The following is a 17155-nucleotide window of genomic DNA, read 5'->3' as shown; positions in this document are numbered from 1 at the left end:
ACTCTTTCTTATCTATTTAAGGATCAGGATCAAGTTACATTTACTGAAGAATTCCGACATTTGGCCCATGATTTGACGCATCCAGAAGATTTTCCAATGAAACCTCTGAATATCAAAGCAGAACTCAGAGACTATCAGAAAAAGGGAATTCAATGGCTTCAAATGCTTCACCATTATGGATTTGGTGGAGTTTTAGCAGATGATATGGGGCTTGGCAAGACCTTGCAAGCCATCGCTTTTCTAAGTAGCCAGCTTAAAGACGATAGCCGAGTCTTAATTCTTGCTCCATCTGGTTTGATTTATAACTGGGCTGATGAATTTGAAAAATTTGCACCGGATATAGATGTAGCTGTTGTACATGGATTGAAACCCTATCGCGAGGCTGTTTTAGCAGAAAATCATCAGATTTACCTGACTAGTTATGCCACTTTCCGTCAGGATAGTGACCTATACAAGCAACTGTCTTTTGACTTTCTATTTTTAGATGAAGCCCAAGTGATGAAAAATGCCCAAACCAAAATTGCTAAGATTTTGAGAAAGTTTGTGGTTCCATCAGTTTTTGCTCTCTCTGGAACACCGATTGAAAATAATCTAGGGGAATTATGGTCTATCTTTCAAATTGTCTTGCCAGGCCTTCTACCAGCTAAAAAAGACTTTATGAAATTACCAGCCGATAGAGTTGCTCAGTTTATTAAACCATTTGTCATGCGTCGGAAAAAAGGGGATGTCCTTACTGAGTTACCTGATTTGATTGAAGTGGTTTATAAAAATGAACTGGAGGATGAGCAAAAGGCAATTTATCTAGCTCAATTGCAACAGATGCAAGAACGCTTGGGTCAAGTGACTGAGTCAGAATTTCAACGAAATCGTGTAGAAATTTTAACGGGTCTCATGCGTCTTCGTCAGATTTGTGATACTCCGGCCTTATTCATGGACGATTATAAGGGGGATAGCGGGAAGCTTGATAGTTTGCGTGGTTTACTGAGCCAAATTGAGGAAGGAAATCATCGTGTACTCATCTTCTCGCAATTTAGGGGAATGCTTGATCGCATCGAAAAGGAGTTGCCTCAGCTTGGCTTAACCTCCTTTAAGATTACAGGTTCAACCCCCTCGCAAGAACGTCAAGAAATGACCAAAGCTTTTAACCAAGGTGAGCGCGATGTATTTTTAATCTCTCTCAAGGCTGGAGGGGTTGGCCTCAATCTTACTGGTGCAGATACCGTTATTCTGGTAGATTTATGGTGGAATCCGGCAGTTGAATCACAGGCTATTGGCCGGGCCCACCGTATGGGACAAGACCAAGCTGTGGAGGTATACCGACTTGTAACTCGAGGCACTATCGAAGAGAAGATTCAAGAGTTGCAAGAACAGAAAAAGAATCTAGTTTCAGAAGTTTTAGACGGTACAGAGTCTCGTGGAAGTCTCACACTTACTGAAATTCAAGAAATATTAGGAATTTCTGAAGCCAAGACTTGAAAAATCAAGACTTTACGCTATAATGGAGTATTGAAAGGGAATAAAAATGAAACAAGAAAGATTTCCAATAGTGTCAGATGATGAGATTATGCTGACAGAGATGCCATTTATGAACTTATATGATGAGTCGGATTTGATTAGCAATATCAAGGGAGACTACCAGGACAAAAACTACTTGGAATGGTCACCAATTAATGCAGAAAAAAAGTCGCCGATTCAAGCATCAGGTAAACTACCGGAAAAAAAGGAAAAATCCTATGCTGAACTTGCTCGTGAAGAAGCAAGAGCTGATTTGAAACGGAAACGTTCAGCAAAATATTTGACTCAAGATGTTAGTTTTACGAAACGTTATAAACCTTCAAATAATGTAGTAAGACAGGCAAATCAGCCAACAGCTCCTTTCCAAAAGGAAAATCCTGGGGAGCTAGCAAAATTTAGTGACAAACTAACTCAGAACCATTATATTTTGGCTGAAATGGCTCCACAGATGCAACAGACAGCTAAAGAAGAGCATCTTGGACCAAAGAAAAATAATTATGATTTTTTAAAGAAAAGTCAAATTTATAACAAAAAAGAAAATCAATCAGAAAAAGAACGTAAAATTGCTCAAGAGTTGAACTTGACAAATATGACAGAGTAAAGGGGAAGAAGATGGTAAAAACCTATCATTTTATCGGAATTAAAGGATCAGGGATGAGTGCCTTGGCCTTGATGTTGCACCAAATGGGGCATAAGGTGCAAGGATCTGATGTAGAGAAATACTACTTTACACAACGTGGATTGGAGCAAGCAGGTATCAAAATTTTGCCTTTTGATGAGAAGAACCTTCAAGGGGATATAGAAATCATTGCTGGGAATGCCTTTCGTCCAGACAACAATGTTGAAATTGCTTATGCAGATAAGAACGGACTAAGCTATAAACGTTATCATGAGTTTCTTGGTAGCTTTATGCGTGACTTTATCAGCATGGGTGTTGCCGGAGCACACGGTAAGACTTCAACAACAGGTATGCTTTCTCACGTTTTGTCACACATCACTGATACAAGCTATCTAATTGGAGATGGTACAGGTCGTGGTTCTGAAAATGCCAAGTATTTTGTCTTCGAATCAGACGAGTACGAACGTCATTTTATGCCATATCACCCAGAATACTCTATTATTACTAATATCGACTTTGACCATCCTGACTATTTCACAAGCTTAGAGGATGTCTTCAACGCCTTCAATGATTATGCTAAACAAATCACCAAAGGTTTGTTTGTCTACGGTGAAGATGCTGAGTTACGTAAGATTACGGCAAATGCCCCAATCTATTATTACGGTTTTGAAGCAGACAACAATGACTTTGTAGCTAGTGATTTACTTCGTTCTACTACAGGTTCAACCTTTACAGTTCATTTCCGTGGACAAGAGCTAGGTCAATTCCACATTCCAACCTTCGGTCGCCACAACATCATGAATGCAACAGCAGTAATTGGTTTGCTTTATACTGCTGGCTTTGACTTAAATTTGGTGCGTGAACACTTGAATACTTTTGGAGGGGTTAAACGTCGCTTTACCGAAAAGGTTGTCAATGATACTGTCATTATCGATGATTTTGCTCACCATCCAACAGAAATCATCGCTACTCTAGATGCTGCCCGTCAGAAATATCCAAGCAAGGAAATCGTTGCGATTTTTCAACCGCATACCTTTACTCGTACAATCGCCTTATTGGATGATTTTGCACAAGCTTTGAATCAGGCTGATGCGGTTTACTTAGCACAGATTTATGGTTCTGCTCGTGAAGTTGACCATGGTGATGTGAAAGTTGAAGATTTGGCAGCCAAGATTCATAAAAAACATCAGGTCATCACTGTTGAAAATGTATCTCCTCTCCTAGACCATGACAATGCTGTTTACGTCTTTATGGGAGCGGGTGACATTCAATCTTATGAATACTCATTCGAACGTCTCTTGTCAAATTTGACAAGTAATGTTCAGTAAGGGACAAGATGGAATTTCCAATTAAAATCCGAGAAGCCATGCAATCCGATATCGAACAGGTCTGCTCGATATCGGATTGTACACTAGGATCTCGAGAAATAATGAATAGAGAAATGATAGAAGAACGTATCCGCAATCATGCGGATACGTTTCTATTAGCTTGTCTTGATAATCAGGTGGTTGCATATATCTCAGGGACAGACTTTGCTAATTCCTCACTAAGTAGTTGGATAAATGACATGGCAAATGGAGAAACTATCAGTGATAGAAATTTTGTGATTGACGCTTTATCTGTTCATTCGGATTATCAGGGACAAGGATTTGGAACTTTGTTGCTAGCAGCCTTGAAACAAGCTACTCTTCAACAAAATAGACCTGGTATTTATCTACTATGCAAGGATGAATTGCTGTCTTATTTTGAGATGAATGAATTTATGGAGCAAGGAATCGTAGACGCGGGGGTCAGTAATGAAGTTGATTTTCTCATGTGGTGGAAGAATCCCTTTTATAAGGAGGAACTATGATTATTCGACAAGCTAGACTTAGCGATTTAGACCGTATTTTAGAGATTGAACTAGAAAATTTTTCAATCGAAGAAGCCATCCCTCGTTCTGTCTTTGAAGCCCACCTAAAAGAGATTAAGACTAGTTTTTTAGTGGCTGAAAAAGAAGGGGAGATACTCGGTTATATTGAAGGACCAGTAGTCCCTCACCGTTATTTGCAAGATCAGTCTTTCACTGAGGAAATAAAAGACCACAGTCATAAGGAAGGTGGTTATATTTCTGTAACTTGTCTGTCTATATCTAAAGAAGCTCAATCTCTAGGGTTAGGAAGAAAACTACTGACTGCTCTTAAAGAAGTAGCTCTAAAGCATGAACGAGAGGGAATCAATCTAACTTGCCATGACTACCTGATTGAATACTATGAGAAGCATGGTTTTGTCAATGAAGGAAAGTCAAAATCCCAATTTGCGGGCGAAGAATGGTATGATATGGTCTGGGAAAACAAGAATTAGTGAGCGGAAAGGCTCCTAAGGTTGCTTTTCTCAAATTTTTAAGATATAATATTAAAGATTATCAACAAGGAGGTAAATACCTTTGAGCGAAAATTCAAATGAAGAAAAGTTGAGTTTTAAAGAGCAAATTTTGCGAGATTTAGAACGACTTAAAAAAGAAGCAAATGAAGTTGAACAAACGGATGACCTTTTTTCAACTTTAGCAAAATCTTCTGAATCAACTTCAGAAGTAAAGGAACCAAGTATTACGGAAGAAGAGTTGATTGCAAAATCAGTTGCAGCTATTGAACAATTGATTGAAAATGCACCAACTGTTCCTGAGCGTCCAATTCTTGTAGAGGAGACTCCAGAAGAAGTACAAGAAGAAATACAAAAAGAAGTTGTTGAGCTATCTCAACCAATGCCGGAAAAAGAAGAAAAACATTCAATTCCAACTAGAGTTTCAGTTTCTTACCGTGCATTTGATACTGCTTCTGAAGACAAAAAAGCAGTAAACCTAGCGCCGAACAAGGAAGAATTGACAAGTCAAGAAGCTACTGAAGAAGCAGAACTTCCTAGAAGAAGTCGGAAAGAGACTGTGAAACCAGCCAAGAAAAAGAAAAAATCCCGCTTAAAAGGATTTTTAGTGACAGTATTGGTATTACTCATTCTAGTTGGTGCTGGTGGATTCTTTGGTCTTCGCTATGCTGAATCAGCGCTGCAACCTGTGGATCCAAGTTCTAAACAATATATGTCAGTTCAGATTCCAGATGGAGCGAATACTCAAGAAATTGGTTCGACTTTGGAAAAATCAGGTGTCATTAAAAATGGTTTGGTCTTTACACTTTATGCCAAGTATAAAAACTACACTGGATTGAAGTCTGGCTATTATAACTTGCAAAAGAGTATGAGCGTTGAAGACGTGATTAAAGAGTTGCAAAAGGGTGGAACACCTGAACCTCAGGAAGTTACTCTTGCAGACTTGACTATTCCTGAAGGCTATACTTTGGAACAAATTGCTCAAACTGTAGGCCAACTTCAAGGTGAGTTTAAAGAGCCGATGACAGCTGAAGCATTCCTGGCTAAGGTTCAAGATGAGACCTTTATTGCTCAAGAGGTTGCCAAATATCCAAACCTCCTTGAAAGCTTGCCAGCCAAAGATAGTGGCGTGCGTTACCGTTTAGAAGGCTATCTTTTCCCAGCAACTTATACCATTAAAGAAAGCACGACAGTTGAAAGTTTAATTGATTCAATGCTTGCTGCTATGGATAAAAACCTTTCTTCACACTATGCTGCTATTAAGGAAAAGAACCTAACCGTAAATGAACTCTTGACAATTGCATCACTTGTTGAGAAGGAAGGGGCAAAAACAGAGGATCGTAAGCTGATTGCTGGAATTTTCTATAACCGCTTGAACCTCGGTATGCCACTTCAAAGTAATATCGCTATCCTTTATGCAGAAGGAAAACTTGGTCAAAACATCAGTCTTTCTGATGATGCAGCTATTGATACATCTATTGATTCACCTTACAATGTCTATACAAAAGTAGGTCTAATGCCTGGACCGGTTGATAGCCCAAGCCTAGATGCTATCGAATCAAGTATCAATCAGACAAAGAGTGAGTATCTCTACTTTGTGGCCAATGTTCAAGATGGTAAAGTTTACTATGCAACAACTCTGGAAGAGCATGAACGCAATGTTCAAGAGCATATCAATAGTAAATTAAACCAATCAAATAGCACAAACTAAAATTATGTGGTTTTCCACATAATTTTGCTTTAAAGCATATATTTATTAATTCAATCAAAAGAAAGTTGAGAAAAATGGTAGAAAAAACATATCCAATGACATTAGAAGAAAAGGAAAAACTCGAAAAAGAATTAGAAGAATTAAAATTAGTACGTCGTCCAGAAGTTGTAGAACGTATCAAGATTGCTCGTTCATACGGTGATTTGTCAGAAAACAGTGAGTATGAAGCAGCTAAGGATGAGCAAGCCTTCGTTGAGGGACAAATCTCAAGTCTGGAAACAAAAATTCGTTACGCAGAAATCGTTAACAGCGATGCCGTTGCTAAAAATGAAGTTGCTATCGGGAAAACTGTAACAATCCAAGAAGTTGGAGAAGACGAAAAGGAAGTATATATCATCGTTGGTTCAGCTGGTGCGGATGCCTTTGCGGGTAAAGTATCAAATGAAAGTCCAATTGGTCAAGCATTGATTGGTAAGAAAAAAGGTGATGTTGTTACAATCGAAACACCTGCTGGAAGCTATGATGTTAAAATTTTAAAGGTTGAAAAAACCGCTTAATAGTCTAAAAAGAAGGAGTTGATTTAGAGAAAGCGTTTCCTATCACTCCTTTTCTTAATGTTAAAAACTTAAGGAGACAAGATGAATTCAGAAAAAAAGCACCAAAAAAAGAGTAAAATGGAGCGAGGCCTAACCAACCGCCATGTTCAGGTTATGGCTATCGCCGGTACTATCGGAACAGGATTATTTCTCGGGGCAGGTCGCTCGATTAGTTTAACAGGGCCTTCGATTGTTTTGGTTTATATGATTACTGGTGGTTTTATGTATCTTATGATGCGGGCTATCGGTGAGATGTTGTACCAAGATCCAGAACAACACACTTTTATCAATTTTATTACTCGCCATCTTGGGAAAGGCTGGGGCTATTTCTCAGTTTGGTCCTATTGGTTATCAGTGGTCTTTATCGGAATGGCCGAAATTACTGCAATTGCTCACTATGTTCAATTTTGGTTTCCATCTTGGCCATCTTGGTTGATTCAGCTTGTCTTTTTAACCATTTTAGGATTGGTCAATCTGATTGCGGTTAAAATATTTGGTGAAGTGGAATTTTGGTTTGCCATGATTAAAATTGTGGCTATTCTCGCCATGATTGCGACGGGTATTTTTCTAGTCTTGACTGGCTTTGAAACGCCTTATGGTTCAGCAAGCCTTGCCAATATCAGTGAACAATTCTCCCTTTTTCCAAACGGAGGCATGAACTTTGTCATGGCCTTTCAAATGGTTTTCTTTGCTTACCTGATGATTGAATTTATCGGTGTTACAACTTCTGAAACCAAGGATCCTAGAAAAGTTTTGCCCAAGGCGGTTAAGGAAATTCCTTTGCGAATCATCTTTTTCTACGGTGGATCTTTGTTGGCCATTATGTCTATTATTCCTTGGCGTGAGCTTACTGCAACAGATTCACCGTTTGTAACAGTCTTTGAACTAGTGGGTCTAAAATGGGCGGCGGCCTTGATTAACTTTGTTGTCTTGACTTCAGCTGCATCAGCCTTGAATTCAACCCTTTACTCAACAGGTCGACACTTGTACCAAATTGCTCATGATTCGCCAAATCGTTTCTTAAAAGCTATCAAGGCTGATAAACTTTCTCGCCACCATGTTCCACAAAATGCTATTATTGCTTCGGCTGTATTGATTGGTCTTGCGGCCTTCATCAATGTACTTCCTGGTGTATCGGATGCCTTTGCTTTGATCACAGCTTCCTCATCTGGTGTTTACATTGCCATCTACATCTTGATCATGGTAGCCCATCTCAAGTATCGCAAGTCTAAAGACTTTATGGCAGATGGCTATCTGATGCCTCAGTATCGCTTGCTAAATCCCTTAACAATCCTCTTCTTCATCTTTGTATTTGGGACTCTCTTTTTACAAGAGTCAACTATTATGGGAGCTAAAGGGTCAGCTATCTGGATTGTTGTTTTTGGTATTTATAGCCAATGGAAATTTAGAAAATAAAACAGAAACTCATCAACATCTGTTGGTGGGTTTTCTAGTTTGACAGCCCTTGGAAATAGGACTATAATCAAGCTATAATACTCTTCGAAAATCTCTTCAAACCTCGTCAGCTTCACCTTGCCGTATATGTGTTACTGACTTCGTCAGTTCTATCCACAACCTCAAAACGGTGTTTTGAGCAACCTGCGGCTAGCTTCCTAGTTTGCTCTTTGATTTTCATTGAGTATAAAGTATAGTCGAGGAGATTTAGATGCAGATTAGATTGGAAAATATAGAGTCTCAGAAATCGCAAGTAATAGGAGACTTGATTCGCTCCTATAATCGTTCCAAAAGAGAAACAGCTGAAAGTGAGCCACTAAACCTTTATGTCGAAGATGATAGCGGTGAACTCATGGCTGGTTTAGTAGCAGAGACTTTTGGAAATTGGCTAGAAATAGAGTATTTGTTTGTAAAAGAAGACTTACGTGGACAAGGGATTGGCTCCCAACTATTGCAGCAAGCAGAAAGTGAAGCTAAAAAGAGAAACTGTCGCTACGTTTTTGTAAATACTTATCAGTTCCAAGCGCCAGCCTTTTATCAAAAGCAGGGCTACAAGGAAGTCTTTACCTTAAAAGATTATCCCTACACTGGACAAAGACACTATTATCAAAAAGAACTGTAAATGGAAAATGAGTGATCGAAGAGATTGGCCCATCATAATGGAGGTAAACCTATGGATATCATACTAGATATGGGGAATGTTCTATTGGAATGGAACAAGGATAAGATTTTGAAAGCTGTGGATAAAACAGAAAAAGATCATCTAATTTTAGACAAGGCAATTTTCCAGTCGGGTTTATGGGAAAGATTGGACTTAGGTACTTTGACTCGAGAAGAATTGGTCGATAAAGTCCTTTCTTTATTAGGGGATTGTTATCAGGAAAAGGTCGAAGAAGTCATTTGGAATTGGCCAGCCTACATCGATAGTTACACTGAGGTCTTTCCTCTTCTTGCAAGTTTAAAGGAAAAGGGGCATCGTATTTTTGTCTTGTCCAATACCTCACCTGTTTTTTACGAACTATTGAAAGACCAACTATCACCCCTAGCAGAGATTTTAGACGGTTTCGTCCTTTCTTGTGATATTAAGGCCATCAAACCTGATCCAAAAATGTTTGAAGAAATTCTCCAAAAATATGAGCTAGATCCTTCAAACTGTATTTTCCTGGATGATGTAGAAGAGAATACCAAGGTGGCAGAAAGTTTAGGCATCAAAGCCTATCAAGTAAAACAAAGAAGCGACGTTGTAAATATTTTACAAAGATTTGAATAAACATAGAACTCTCTATCATGTAAATGGTAGAGATTTTTGTTTATAAAAAATTAAATACAAAATAAGATAGCACAATGTTCCTCTTTTCTCAATGTTCCTAAAATGTGTTATAATAGTACTAATTTATGAGAAAAGAAGAAACATTTTCATCTTTTTACAAATAAGGAAGAAGGACAGTATATGTACCCAGATGACAGTTTAACATTGCACACAGATTTGTATCAGATTAACATGATGCAGGTTTACTTCGACCAAGGAATTCATAACAAGAAAGCAGTTTTTGAGGTTTATTTCCGCCAACAACCGTTTAAAAACGGCTACGCTGTTTTTGCAGGTTTGGAACGAATTGTGAACTACTTAGAAAACCTACGCTTTTCTGAGAGCGATATTGCTTATTTAGAATCACTGGGTTATCATGGAGACTTTTTGGAATATCTGCGTAATCTTAAGCTAGAGTTGACCGTACGTTCTGCTCAGGAAGGGGACTTGGTATTTGCCAATGAACCGATTGTTCAAGTGGAAGGCCCTTTGGCGCAGTGCCAATTGGTTGAAACAGCCCTCTTGAATATCGTCAACTTTCAAACCTTGATTGCGACCAAGGCTGCTCGTATTCGTTCAGTCATTGAAGATGAGCCTTTGATGGAGTTCGGCACACGTCGTGCGCAAGAGATGGATGCAGCTATCTGGGGGACACGTGCGGCTGTCATTGGTGGTGCTAATGGAACCAGTAATGTCCGTGCTGGTAAGCTCTTTGGAATTCCGGTTTTAGGGACTCACGCCCATGCCTTGGTTCAAGTCTATGGGAATGACTATCAGGCTTTCAAGGCTTATGCCTCAACTCACAAAAACTGTGTCTTCCTAGTGGATACCTACGATACTCTTCGCATCGGTGTTCCAGCAGCCATTCAGGTTGCGCGTGAACTTGGTGACAAGATTAATTTCCTTGGTGTTCGTATTGACTCTGGTGATATCGCCTATATTTCTAAAAAAGTTCGTCAACAACTGGACGAGGCAGGATTTACTGATGCTAAGATTTATGCATCCAATGACCTTGATGAAAATACCATCCTTAACCTCAAGATGCAAAAAGCTAAGATTGATGTTTGGGGTGTAGGAACTAAGCTCATTACAGCCTATGACCAACCAGCTCTAGGAGCAGTTTATAAGGTTGTTGCCATTGAAGATGAAAATGGTCAGATGCGCAATACTATCAAACTCTCTAGCAATGCTGAAAAAGTTTCAACTCCAGGTAAGAAACAAGTTTGGCGTATCACTAGCCGTGAAAAAGGGAAGTCAGAAGGTGACTACATTACTTACGATGGTGTAGATGTTGCTAGTATGACAGAAATCAAGATGTTCCATCCAACCTATACTTACATCAAGAAAACTGTCCGCAATTTTGATGCCGTTCCTCTCTTGGTGGACATCTTTAAGGACGGTAAGCTGGTCTATGATTTACCGAGTCTACCTGAGATTCAGGCCTATGCTCGCAAGGAATTTGATAAGCTTTGGGATGAATACAAACGTGTTCTGAACCCACAACATTATCCAGTAGACTTAGCGCATGATATTTGGCAAGATAAGATGGACTTGATTGACAAGATGCGTAAGGAAGCCCTGGGCGAAGGAGAAGAAGAATGAGTTTGCAAGAGACCATTATCCAGCAATTAGGGGTTAAACCTGTCATCGACCCTCAAGAAGAAATCCGTCGTTCCATTGACTTTCTAAAAAGATATTTGAAGAAACATCCCTTCCTTAAAAGTTATGTATTGGGAATTTCTGGTGGTCAAGACTCGACTTTAGCTGGTCGCCTTGCCCAACTAGCTATAGAAGAAATGCGAGCTGAAACCGGTGATGATTCTTATCAATTTATCGCAGTTCGCCTGCCTTATGGGGTGCAAGCTGATGAAGATGATGCTCAAAAAGCCTTAGCTTTTATTCAGCCAGATGTCAGCTTAGTAGTGAACATTAAAGAATCTGTCGATGCCATGGCAGCGGCTATAGATGCTACTGGAAGTTCAATGACAGATTTCAATAAAGGAAATATCAAGGCAAGAAGCCGTATGATTGCCCAATATGCCCTTGCAGGAGCCCATAGTGGAGCTGTCATCGGGACAGACCATGCTGCTGAGAATGTCACAGGTTTCTTTACCAAGTTTGGTGACGGTGGTGCAGATATTCTCCCACTTTATCGTCTCAATAAACGCCAAGGAAAACAACTATTGAAGGAGCTCGGAGCTGATCCTGCTCTCTATGAAAAAGTACCGATTGCCGATTTAGAAGAAAAGAAACCAGGATTGGCAGATGAAGTTGCACTCGGTGTTACTTATGCAGAGATTGATGACTACCTAGAAGGTAAGCAAGTCAGCCCAGAAGCCCAAGCAACCATTGAAAAATGGTGGCACAAAGGCCAACACAAACGCCACCTACCAATCACTGTATTTGATACGTTCTGGGAGTAAAAACCTCCAGTGGAGGTTTTTACCCCGAGTCTAGAAACAGGAAAACGAGGAAGGTCCGGTAACTCGAAGAGTTCGAGTTCGATTTCCTTGTCTCACCCCCGCAAGGCTGACTAGGCTTGAAAAAGCTTGACAAAGTGTATTTCAAGCCAGACAGCTACTGCGTCAAAGTGTTATACTCAATGAAAATCAAAGAGCAAACTAGGAAGCGAGTCGTAGACTGTACTTGAGTACGGCAAGGTGAAGCTGACGTGGTTTGAATTTGATTTTCGAAGAGTATTAATGTCAGAAAAGGACGAGATTTTACATCCCGTCCTTTTTTATATTTGATATAATTCAGCTTAATCAAAATAAAGCAAATCTTTACTGGTGCTTGTAAAGAGGTCAAAACCATCCTTAGTTACGACACCACAGTCTTCGATACGAACACCGACTTTACCAGGGATGTAGATACCAGGCTCAACTGAGAAGCACATGCCTTCTTCGATAACCATGTCGTTTCCTTCCATGATGGATGGGAATTCGTGTACATCCATACCGATACCATGGCCGAGACGGTGGTTGAAGTACTCACCGTAGCCAGCTTTTTCAATCACTTCACGAGCCGCACGGTCTACTTCATGAGCAGTCACACCAGGTTTGATAAAGTCAAGGGCAGCTTGTTGGGCTTCTAGAGTTAAGTTGTAAATATCTTTCTTGAACTGGTCAGGTTTACCAACAGCGACTGTACGAGTCATATCTGATGCATAACCATTGACCATCACACCGAGGTCAAAGAGGAGAAGGGCATTGTTTTCAACCTTGTTAGCTCCAGGAATACCATGTGGATTCGCAGCATTATCACCAGTCAAGACCATGGTATCAAAGCTCATTTCATAGCCTTCACGTTTCATAGCAAAGTCAATCTGCGCAATGATATCAGTTTCCGTATTATCAAGAGAGATATTGTCAAAACCAACTTTGACAGACTTGTCGGCGTAAACACCTGCAACCATCATCTTTTTCACTTCGTCTGCTGATTTAATGAGGCGCATGCGTTGGATCAATGGAGTCAAGTTTTCAAACTCAGCAGTTTCAAAGACAGTTTTCAAACCATGATATTTAGTCAAGATCAGGTTGTCAAACTCAACTGCTACACGTTTGAAATCAATCTGTGGTAAGGCATTTTGGATTTTTTTCCAAGGGTTTTCAGAGTCCACATAGCCAACTACTGGGAAAGAGACAGTGCTAGTTGCACGCTCAACCTCAAGTGCTGGAACAAAGAGTAATGGTTCCTGGTCAGCAAGGACAAAAAGGAACATTTGGCGTTCGTGTGGATCACTGTAAAAGCCAGTGAGATAATTGATAGTGACGGGGTCAGATACGACAGCGACGTCTAGCTTTTCTGATTCGAGATATGTTAGGATTTGTTGTAATTTAGACATATGCTACCTTCTTTCTACCCCTCTATTTTGGCAAAAAATACTAGAAAAAGCAAGGGAGAAGGGGAAAAGAGCATAAAAAAATTCCAATTGCCGAAGCATATTGGAATCTAATGATTAGTTGAATTCTGCCTTGCTTTTCACATCACTATATTCTTCAGCGACTTCTTGGCTAAGAATATCCTCGTAAGTTGGTAGAACGATGTCCTGACCGTATTTTTTCTTAAGAGCAGTAGTGACCAAGCGATAGGCTAGATTTGCATTGCGGGATAAAATAGGTCCGTGGAAATAAGAACCGAATACATTTTTATAGTGAACACCTTCACCGATTTTCTCTTCGTTATTTCCATTTCCGTAAACAACATGGCCCAGTGGTTTTTGGTCATCTGAGAGGAAGGTACGACCCTGGTGGTTCTCAAATCCATAATAAGTTTCATCAAATTCTTGATTATGAATTTTAATATCACCGATAAAGCGGTTATTGGTTTGGTTGAGTGTGTAGTGTCCCATGACACCCAATCCTTCGATGCGTCTTCCGGAAGCCTCTATATAATATTGCCCCAGTAATTGGAAGCCACCGCAGATTGCAAGAACGACACCGTCATTTTGGATAAAGTTGTCGATACTGTCTTTTTTTGCAGGCAAATCACCAGCAATGATACTCTGTTCGAAGTCTTGACCACCACCGAAAAAGGCGATATCGTAGTGATTTTCATCGAAGCTATCATGGAGTGAAACGATATCAACTGTTACATGAGCCCCAAGTTTTTCAGCTACGTACTTGAGCATGAGGATATTCCCATTATCCCCGTAGGTGTTCATGAGATTTCCGTAGAGGTGGGCGATATTTAGCTGGTATGGATAGTTGCCGTCTTTTGAGGAAAGTGAAGTATAAACCATTAGTTCATCTCCTTTCTAACAATCTGACGATTAGCCAGTAATTCTCGGAATTCCAGCATAGCTGTATAGGTCGCAAGAATATAGGCATGCTTGCAGTCTTGAGCTTCAATCGTTTTAAGGACTTGTTCCAAGCTACTTGTTTCAGTAATCTTATCGGCTGGATAGCCTGTAACACGAAGGCGACGAGCGATTTCTGAATGACGTACTCCTCCGGCGTTAATTTCTGGAATATCCATGTCAGTTATCTGTTCAAAATCAGCATCCCAAATCCAACTAGTATCAATCCCGTCTGCATAGTTGGCATTGAGGAGAACAGATAGACTAAATGGATAAGGTGCTAGTTTGATCATTTCAATAGCCTGTGTAGCACCGACAGGATTTTTAATAAGAACCAGTGTACATTCCTTATCCCCGAGATGGAAGGTTTCTTGGCGTCCAAAAACAGCTCGACTCTTATCGAATCCCTGCTTAATCAGTTTAGAATCAGCGCCTAGGTGACGGGCGATAGCAACCGCAGCCAGGGCGTTGTAGATGTTGTAGAGACCACCGATTTGAATACCATATTCCTGACCGTCAATAACAAAACGAGAACGATTGTTGGTTAACTCAACCAATTCTGTCAGACGGTAGTCCAAGTCAGGACGTTTACATCCACAATTCTCACAGATATAAGCTCCCAAGTTAGCATAAGTGTTGAGCTCATATTTCAGAATACTTTGACATTCAGGACAGAGAATACCTTCAGTATTGTAGTGAGCAAGTTGCGCTGGACCTTTTTCTAGATCAAAACCAAAATACTGAACAGGATTTGAAATTGCGGGCTTGTAGAAAAGCGGACTATCACCGTTCAGCAGAACAGTAGCAGTAGGAACTTTTCGAATAGCATCCAAAATCATGTTATAGGTCGTATAGATCTCACCATAGCGGTCCATCTGATCGCGGAAGATATTGGTAATGACGAAAAGACTGGGCTGGATGTAGTCACAGATATGAGAGAGACTAGCTTCGTCGATTTCAAGGACTGCAATATTTTTTCCAGTTTTTGAAGATTTTGCCGTCAAGAAAGTCGTTGTAATCCCTGTAATCATGTTGGCACCACTAGGATTCGTTAAAACCTGACCATAAATTTCCTTTAGGATGCCGACAGTGAGAGCGGTCGTCAAGGTTTTCCCATTGGTACCAGTTACCACAACAATCTCGTAGTTCTTAGCTAAATGTTGTAAAATATCTTTATCAAATTGAAGGGCAAGTTTTCCAGGGAGCGTACTTCCACGTCCAAGATGACTCAAAATAAAATGAGAAGAACGCCCAGTAAGAAGGCCCAAAGTAGTTTTTAATTTCATGTTTCTATTATATCATAAAAGCCAGAAAAGATAGATTTGAGATTTTGGATAAAAAAACAACCCTAAGGAGGTTGTTTTTTCATAAGTGTATCTTAGGTTAAATCGCAAACAAGTCATTCAAGTTTTCAGCCAAGGTTGGGTGAGTGAAGATTTGTTTTGTGAAGTAAGTGTATGGGATTTTGTTGTCCATTGCAACAGTAATGATGTTGATGATTTCTTGTGATCCTTCAGAGAAGATAGTTGCACCGAGAATTTCTTTAGTTTCAGTATTGACAACAGCTTTGAAGGCTCCACGAAGGTCTCCGTTTACGTGACCACGAGGCATAGCAGCAACAGGGATTTCCTTAACAGCGTATGGAAGTTTCAAATCAGCTGCTTGACTTTCAGTCAAACCAACTTGTGAAAGTGCTGGTGTGATGAACATGGTGTTTGGCACATTGAGACGGTCTTCAAGTGTGTAGCTGCCATCTCCGGCAAGGTAGCTGAAGACAACACGGAAGTCATCTAGTGAAATGTAAGTGAATTGAAGTCCACCGTTGACATCTCCAACTGCAAAGACACCAGGAACGTTTGTTTGACAGTGTTTGTCGACCTTGATAGCACCACGCTCCGTTAGTTCAATATCTGTATTTTCAAGTTGAAGTGGTTCTACATTCGGTTTACGTCCTGTTGCATAGAGTAGGGCATCGAAACGATAAGTTTCTGTTTCAGTTACGACAAGAACTTGGTCACCGTCGTTTTTGATTTCAGTAGTATGGATATTTTGAAGCAGTTCAATGCCATCTTCTTCCATGTATTGTTTAGCAAGAGCAGCAATAGAGGATTCTGCGCGAGGCAAGAAAGTGTCCATTGCATCTAAGACTGTTACCTTGCTTCCAAGTTTGTTGTAAAGGCCTGCAAATTCAAGACCGATGTTTCCACCTCCAAGAATTCCAAGTTTTTCAGGCAATTTGTCCAAGCTTTGGATCTCTGTTGAGTCAAAGACATTCTTACTTGTAGCAAGTCCAGGAATTGGCAAGACGTTTGAAACAGCACCAGTGTTGATAACAATTGTTTCAGCAGTTAGTTCTTGTTTTTCGTCACCTGCTTGGATTTCGATCACCTTATTTGACACGAAATGTGCCTCTGCATCAATGACATCAACGCCATTATCGGCCAACATTTTATAATTCTTAGCGTTAAGACGACCAGTCACCGCACCACGCTCTTTCATAGTATCGTCAAATGACCAGCCCTTTTCAGCCGCTACAATCATAGTCTTGGTTGGGATACAAGCAATATTAATGCAAGTACCACCATACATCGCTTTACTGCGCTCGATGACAGCAACTTTTTTTCCAGCCGCATTCATCTTAGCAGCCAAAGTCTTACCGGCTTTACCAAATCCGATAACAATTAAATCGTATGTTAACATTTTTAAATCCTCCTATTTGATTTCATTCTAGCACAAGAAAAAAACTTTTGCACAAATCTGCTACGGGAAAAAATATTGGACTAAAATAGTC

16 protein-coding genes are annotated in these 17155 nt (G+C 40.0%); 12 read left to right on the top strand and 4 right to left on the bottom strand.

Annotation, left to right across the window (positions count from 1 at the left end; genetic code table 11):
* From ACVC7R_RS07590 to nadE, 12 genes are all read left to right on the top strand, one after another.
* The coding region (locus ACVC7R_RS07590; RefSeq protein WP_447264191.1) for a DEAD/DEAH box helicase at positions 1 to 1476 on the top strand (1476 nt) is incomplete at its 5' end.
* Between the two features lie 46 nt (positions 1477 to 1522).
* The gene (locus tag ACVC7R_RS07585) at positions 1523 to 2116 is read left to right on the top strand and encodes a cystathionine gamma-synthase (RefSeq protein WP_447264190.1); all 594 of its coding nucleotides are present in this window, start codon (positions 1523 to 1525) and stop codon (positions 2114 to 2116) included.
* A gap of 11 nt (positions 2117 to 2127) precedes the next feature.
* Complete coding sequence (murC, locus tag ACVC7R_RS07580) at positions 2128 to 3462, top strand: UDP-N-acetylmuramate--L-alanine ligase (protein ID WP_447264189.1); 1335 nt, start codon at positions 2128 to 2130, stop codon at positions 3460 to 3462.
* A gap of 8 nt (positions 3463 to 3470) precedes the next feature.
* The gene (locus ACVC7R_RS07575; protein WP_447264188.1) at positions 3471 to 3986 is read left to right on the top strand and encodes a GNAT family N-acetyltransferase; all 516 of its coding nucleotides are present in this window, start codon (positions 3471 to 3473) and stop codon (positions 3984 to 3986) included.
* Positions 3983 to 4477, top strand: coding sequence for a GNAT family N-acetyltransferase (locus ACVC7R_RS07570; RefSeq protein WP_447264187.1), 495 nt, complete (start codon positions 3983 to 3985; stop codon positions 4475 to 4477). The genes ACVC7R_RS07575 and ACVC7R_RS07570 overlap by 4 nt, the downstream gene beginning before the upstream one ends.
* 82 nt (positions 4478 to 4559) lie before the next feature.
* On the top strand, positions 4560 to 6206 hold the full coding sequence (gene mltG / locus ACVC7R_RS07565) for an endolytic transglycosylase MltG (RefSeq protein WP_447264186.1): 1647 nt from the start codon (positions 4560 to 4562) through the stop codon (positions 6204 to 6206).
* 74 nt (positions 6207 to 6280) lie between these two features.
* Positions 6281 to 6763 carry a transcription elongation factor GreA gene (gene greA / locus ACVC7R_RS07560; RefSeq protein ID WP_006148148.1) on the top strand — a complete coding sequence of 161 codons (483 nt, stop codon included), beginning with the start codon at positions 6281 to 6283 and terminating at the stop codon, positions 6761 to 6763.
* An 81-nt stretch (positions 6764 to 6844) separates the two neighbouring features.
* A complete protein-coding gene (locus tag ACVC7R_RS07555; RefSeq protein WP_447264185.1) occupies positions 6845 to 8218 on the top strand; it encodes an amino acid permease in 1374 nt (457 codons plus the stop codon).
* Positions 8219 to 8468: 250 nt separating this feature from the next.
* Positions 8469 to 8879: a GNAT family N-acetyltransferase gene (locus ACVC7R_RS07550; protein WP_447264184.1), complete on the top strand. Its 411-nt coding sequence runs from the start codon at positions 8469 to 8471 to the stop codon at positions 8877 to 8879.
* Positions 8880 to 8930: 51 nt separating this feature from the next.
* The gene (locus tag ACVC7R_RS07545) at positions 8931 to 9527 is read left to right on the top strand and encodes an HAD family hydrolase (protein WP_447264183.1); all 597 of its coding nucleotides are present in this window, start codon (positions 8931 to 8933) and stop codon (positions 9525 to 9527) included.
* 180 nt (positions 9528 to 9707) lie between these two features.
* A complete protein-coding gene (locus tag ACVC7R_RS07540; protein ID WP_447264182.1) occupies positions 9708 to 11168 on the top strand; it encodes a nicotinate phosphoribosyltransferase in 1461 nt (486 codons plus the stop codon).
* Positions 11165 to 11989, top strand: coding sequence for an ammonia-dependent NAD(+) synthetase (nadE, locus tag ACVC7R_RS07535; protein WP_447264181.1), 825 nt, complete (start codon positions 11165 to 11167; stop codon positions 11987 to 11989). Before ACVC7R_RS07540 ends, nadE begins: the two co-directional genes overlap by 4 nt.
* 338 nt (positions 11990 to 12327) lie before the next feature.
* Here the strand turns inward: nadE and ACVC7R_RS07530 are convergent, their stop codons facing one another.
* The 4 genes from ACVC7R_RS07530 to ACVC7R_RS07515 form a co-directional block, all read right to left on the bottom strand.
* Entirely contained in the window at positions 12328 to 13410 is a 1083-nt protein-coding gene (locus tag ACVC7R_RS07530; protein ID WP_447264180.1) for a M24 family metallopeptidase, read from the bottom strand.
* Between the two features lie 114 nt (positions 13411 to 13524).
* Positions 13525 to 14307, bottom strand: coding sequence for a lipid II isoglutaminyl synthase subunit GatD (gene gatD / locus ACVC7R_RS07525; protein WP_447264179.1), 783 nt, complete (start codon positions 14305 to 14307; stop codon positions 13525 to 13527).
* Positions 14307 to 15650, bottom strand: a complete 1344-nt coding sequence (gene murT, locus ACVC7R_RS07520; RefSeq protein WP_447264178.1) for a lipid II isoglutaminyl synthase subunit MurT — start codon at positions 15648 to 15650, stop codon at positions 14307 to 14309. The genes gatD and murT overlap by 1 nt, the downstream gene beginning before the upstream one ends.
* A 97-nt stretch (positions 15651 to 15747) precedes the next feature.
* Positions 15748 to 17064: an FAD-containing oxidoreductase gene (locus ACVC7R_RS07515; RefSeq protein WP_447264177.1), complete on the bottom strand. Its 1317-nt coding sequence runs from the start codon at positions 17062 to 17064 to the stop codon at positions 15748 to 15750.
* Between the last annotated feature and the right edge of the window lie 91 nt (positions 17065 to 17155).

This window comes from Streptococcus sp. Z554 (assembly GCF_053010305.1).
This window is presented reverse-complemented; position numbering and strand designations above follow the sequence as displayed.

Excerpts from the sequence above, each read along its gene's own strand:
- ACVC7R_RS07585 (WP_447264190.1), top strand. The coding sequence starts at position 1,523 with ATGAAACAAGAAAGATTTCCAATAGTGTCAGATGATGAGATTATGCTG.
- murC (WP_447264189.1), top strand. The coding sequence starts at position 2,128 with ATGGTAAAAACCTATCATTTTATCGGAATTAAAGGATCAGGGATGAGT.
- ACVC7R_RS07575 (WP_447264188.1), top strand. The coding sequence starts at position 3,471 with ATGGAATTTCCAATTAAAATCCGAGAAGCCATGCAATCCGATATCGAA.
- ACVC7R_RS07570 (WP_447264187.1), top strand. The coding sequence starts at position 3,983 with ATGATTATTCGACAAGCTAGACTTAGCGATTTAGACCGTATTTTAGAG.
- greA (WP_006148148.1), top strand. The coding sequence starts at position 6,281 with ATGGTAGAAAAAACATATCCAATGACATTAGAAGAAAAGGAAAAACTC.
- ACVC7R_RS07555 (WP_447264185.1), top strand. The coding sequence starts at position 6,845 with ATGAATTCAGAAAAAAAGCACCAAAAAAAGAGTAAAATGGAGCGAGGC.
- ACVC7R_RS07550 (WP_447264184.1), top strand. The coding sequence starts at position 8,469 with ATGCAGATTAGATTGGAAAATATAGAGTCTCAGAAATCGCAAGTAATA.
- ACVC7R_RS07545 (WP_447264183.1), top strand. The coding sequence starts at position 8,931 with ATGGATATCATACTAGATATGGGGAATGTTCTATTGGAATGGAACAAG.
- ACVC7R_RS07540 (WP_447264182.1), top strand. The coding sequence starts at position 9,708 with ATGTACCCAGATGACAGTTTAACATTGCACACAGATTTGTATCAGATT.
- nadE (WP_447264181.1), top strand. The coding sequence starts at position 11,165 with ATGAGTTTGCAAGAGACCATTATCCAGCAATTAGGGGTTAAACCTGTC.
- ACVC7R_RS07530 (WP_447264180.1), bottom strand. The coding sequence starts at position 13,410 with ATGTCTAAATTACAACAAATCCTAACATATCTCGAATCAGAAAAGCTA.
- gatD (WP_447264179.1), bottom strand. The coding sequence starts at position 14,307 with ATGGTTTATACTTCACTTTCCTCAAAAGACGGCAACTATCCATACCAG.
- murT (WP_447264178.1), bottom strand. The coding sequence starts at position 15,650 with ATGAAATTAAAAACTACTTTGGGCCTTCTTACTGGGCGTTCTTCTCAT.
- ACVC7R_RS07515 (WP_447264177.1), bottom strand. The coding sequence starts at position 17,064 with ATGTTAACATACGATTTAATTGTTATCGGATTTGGTAAAGCCGGTAAG.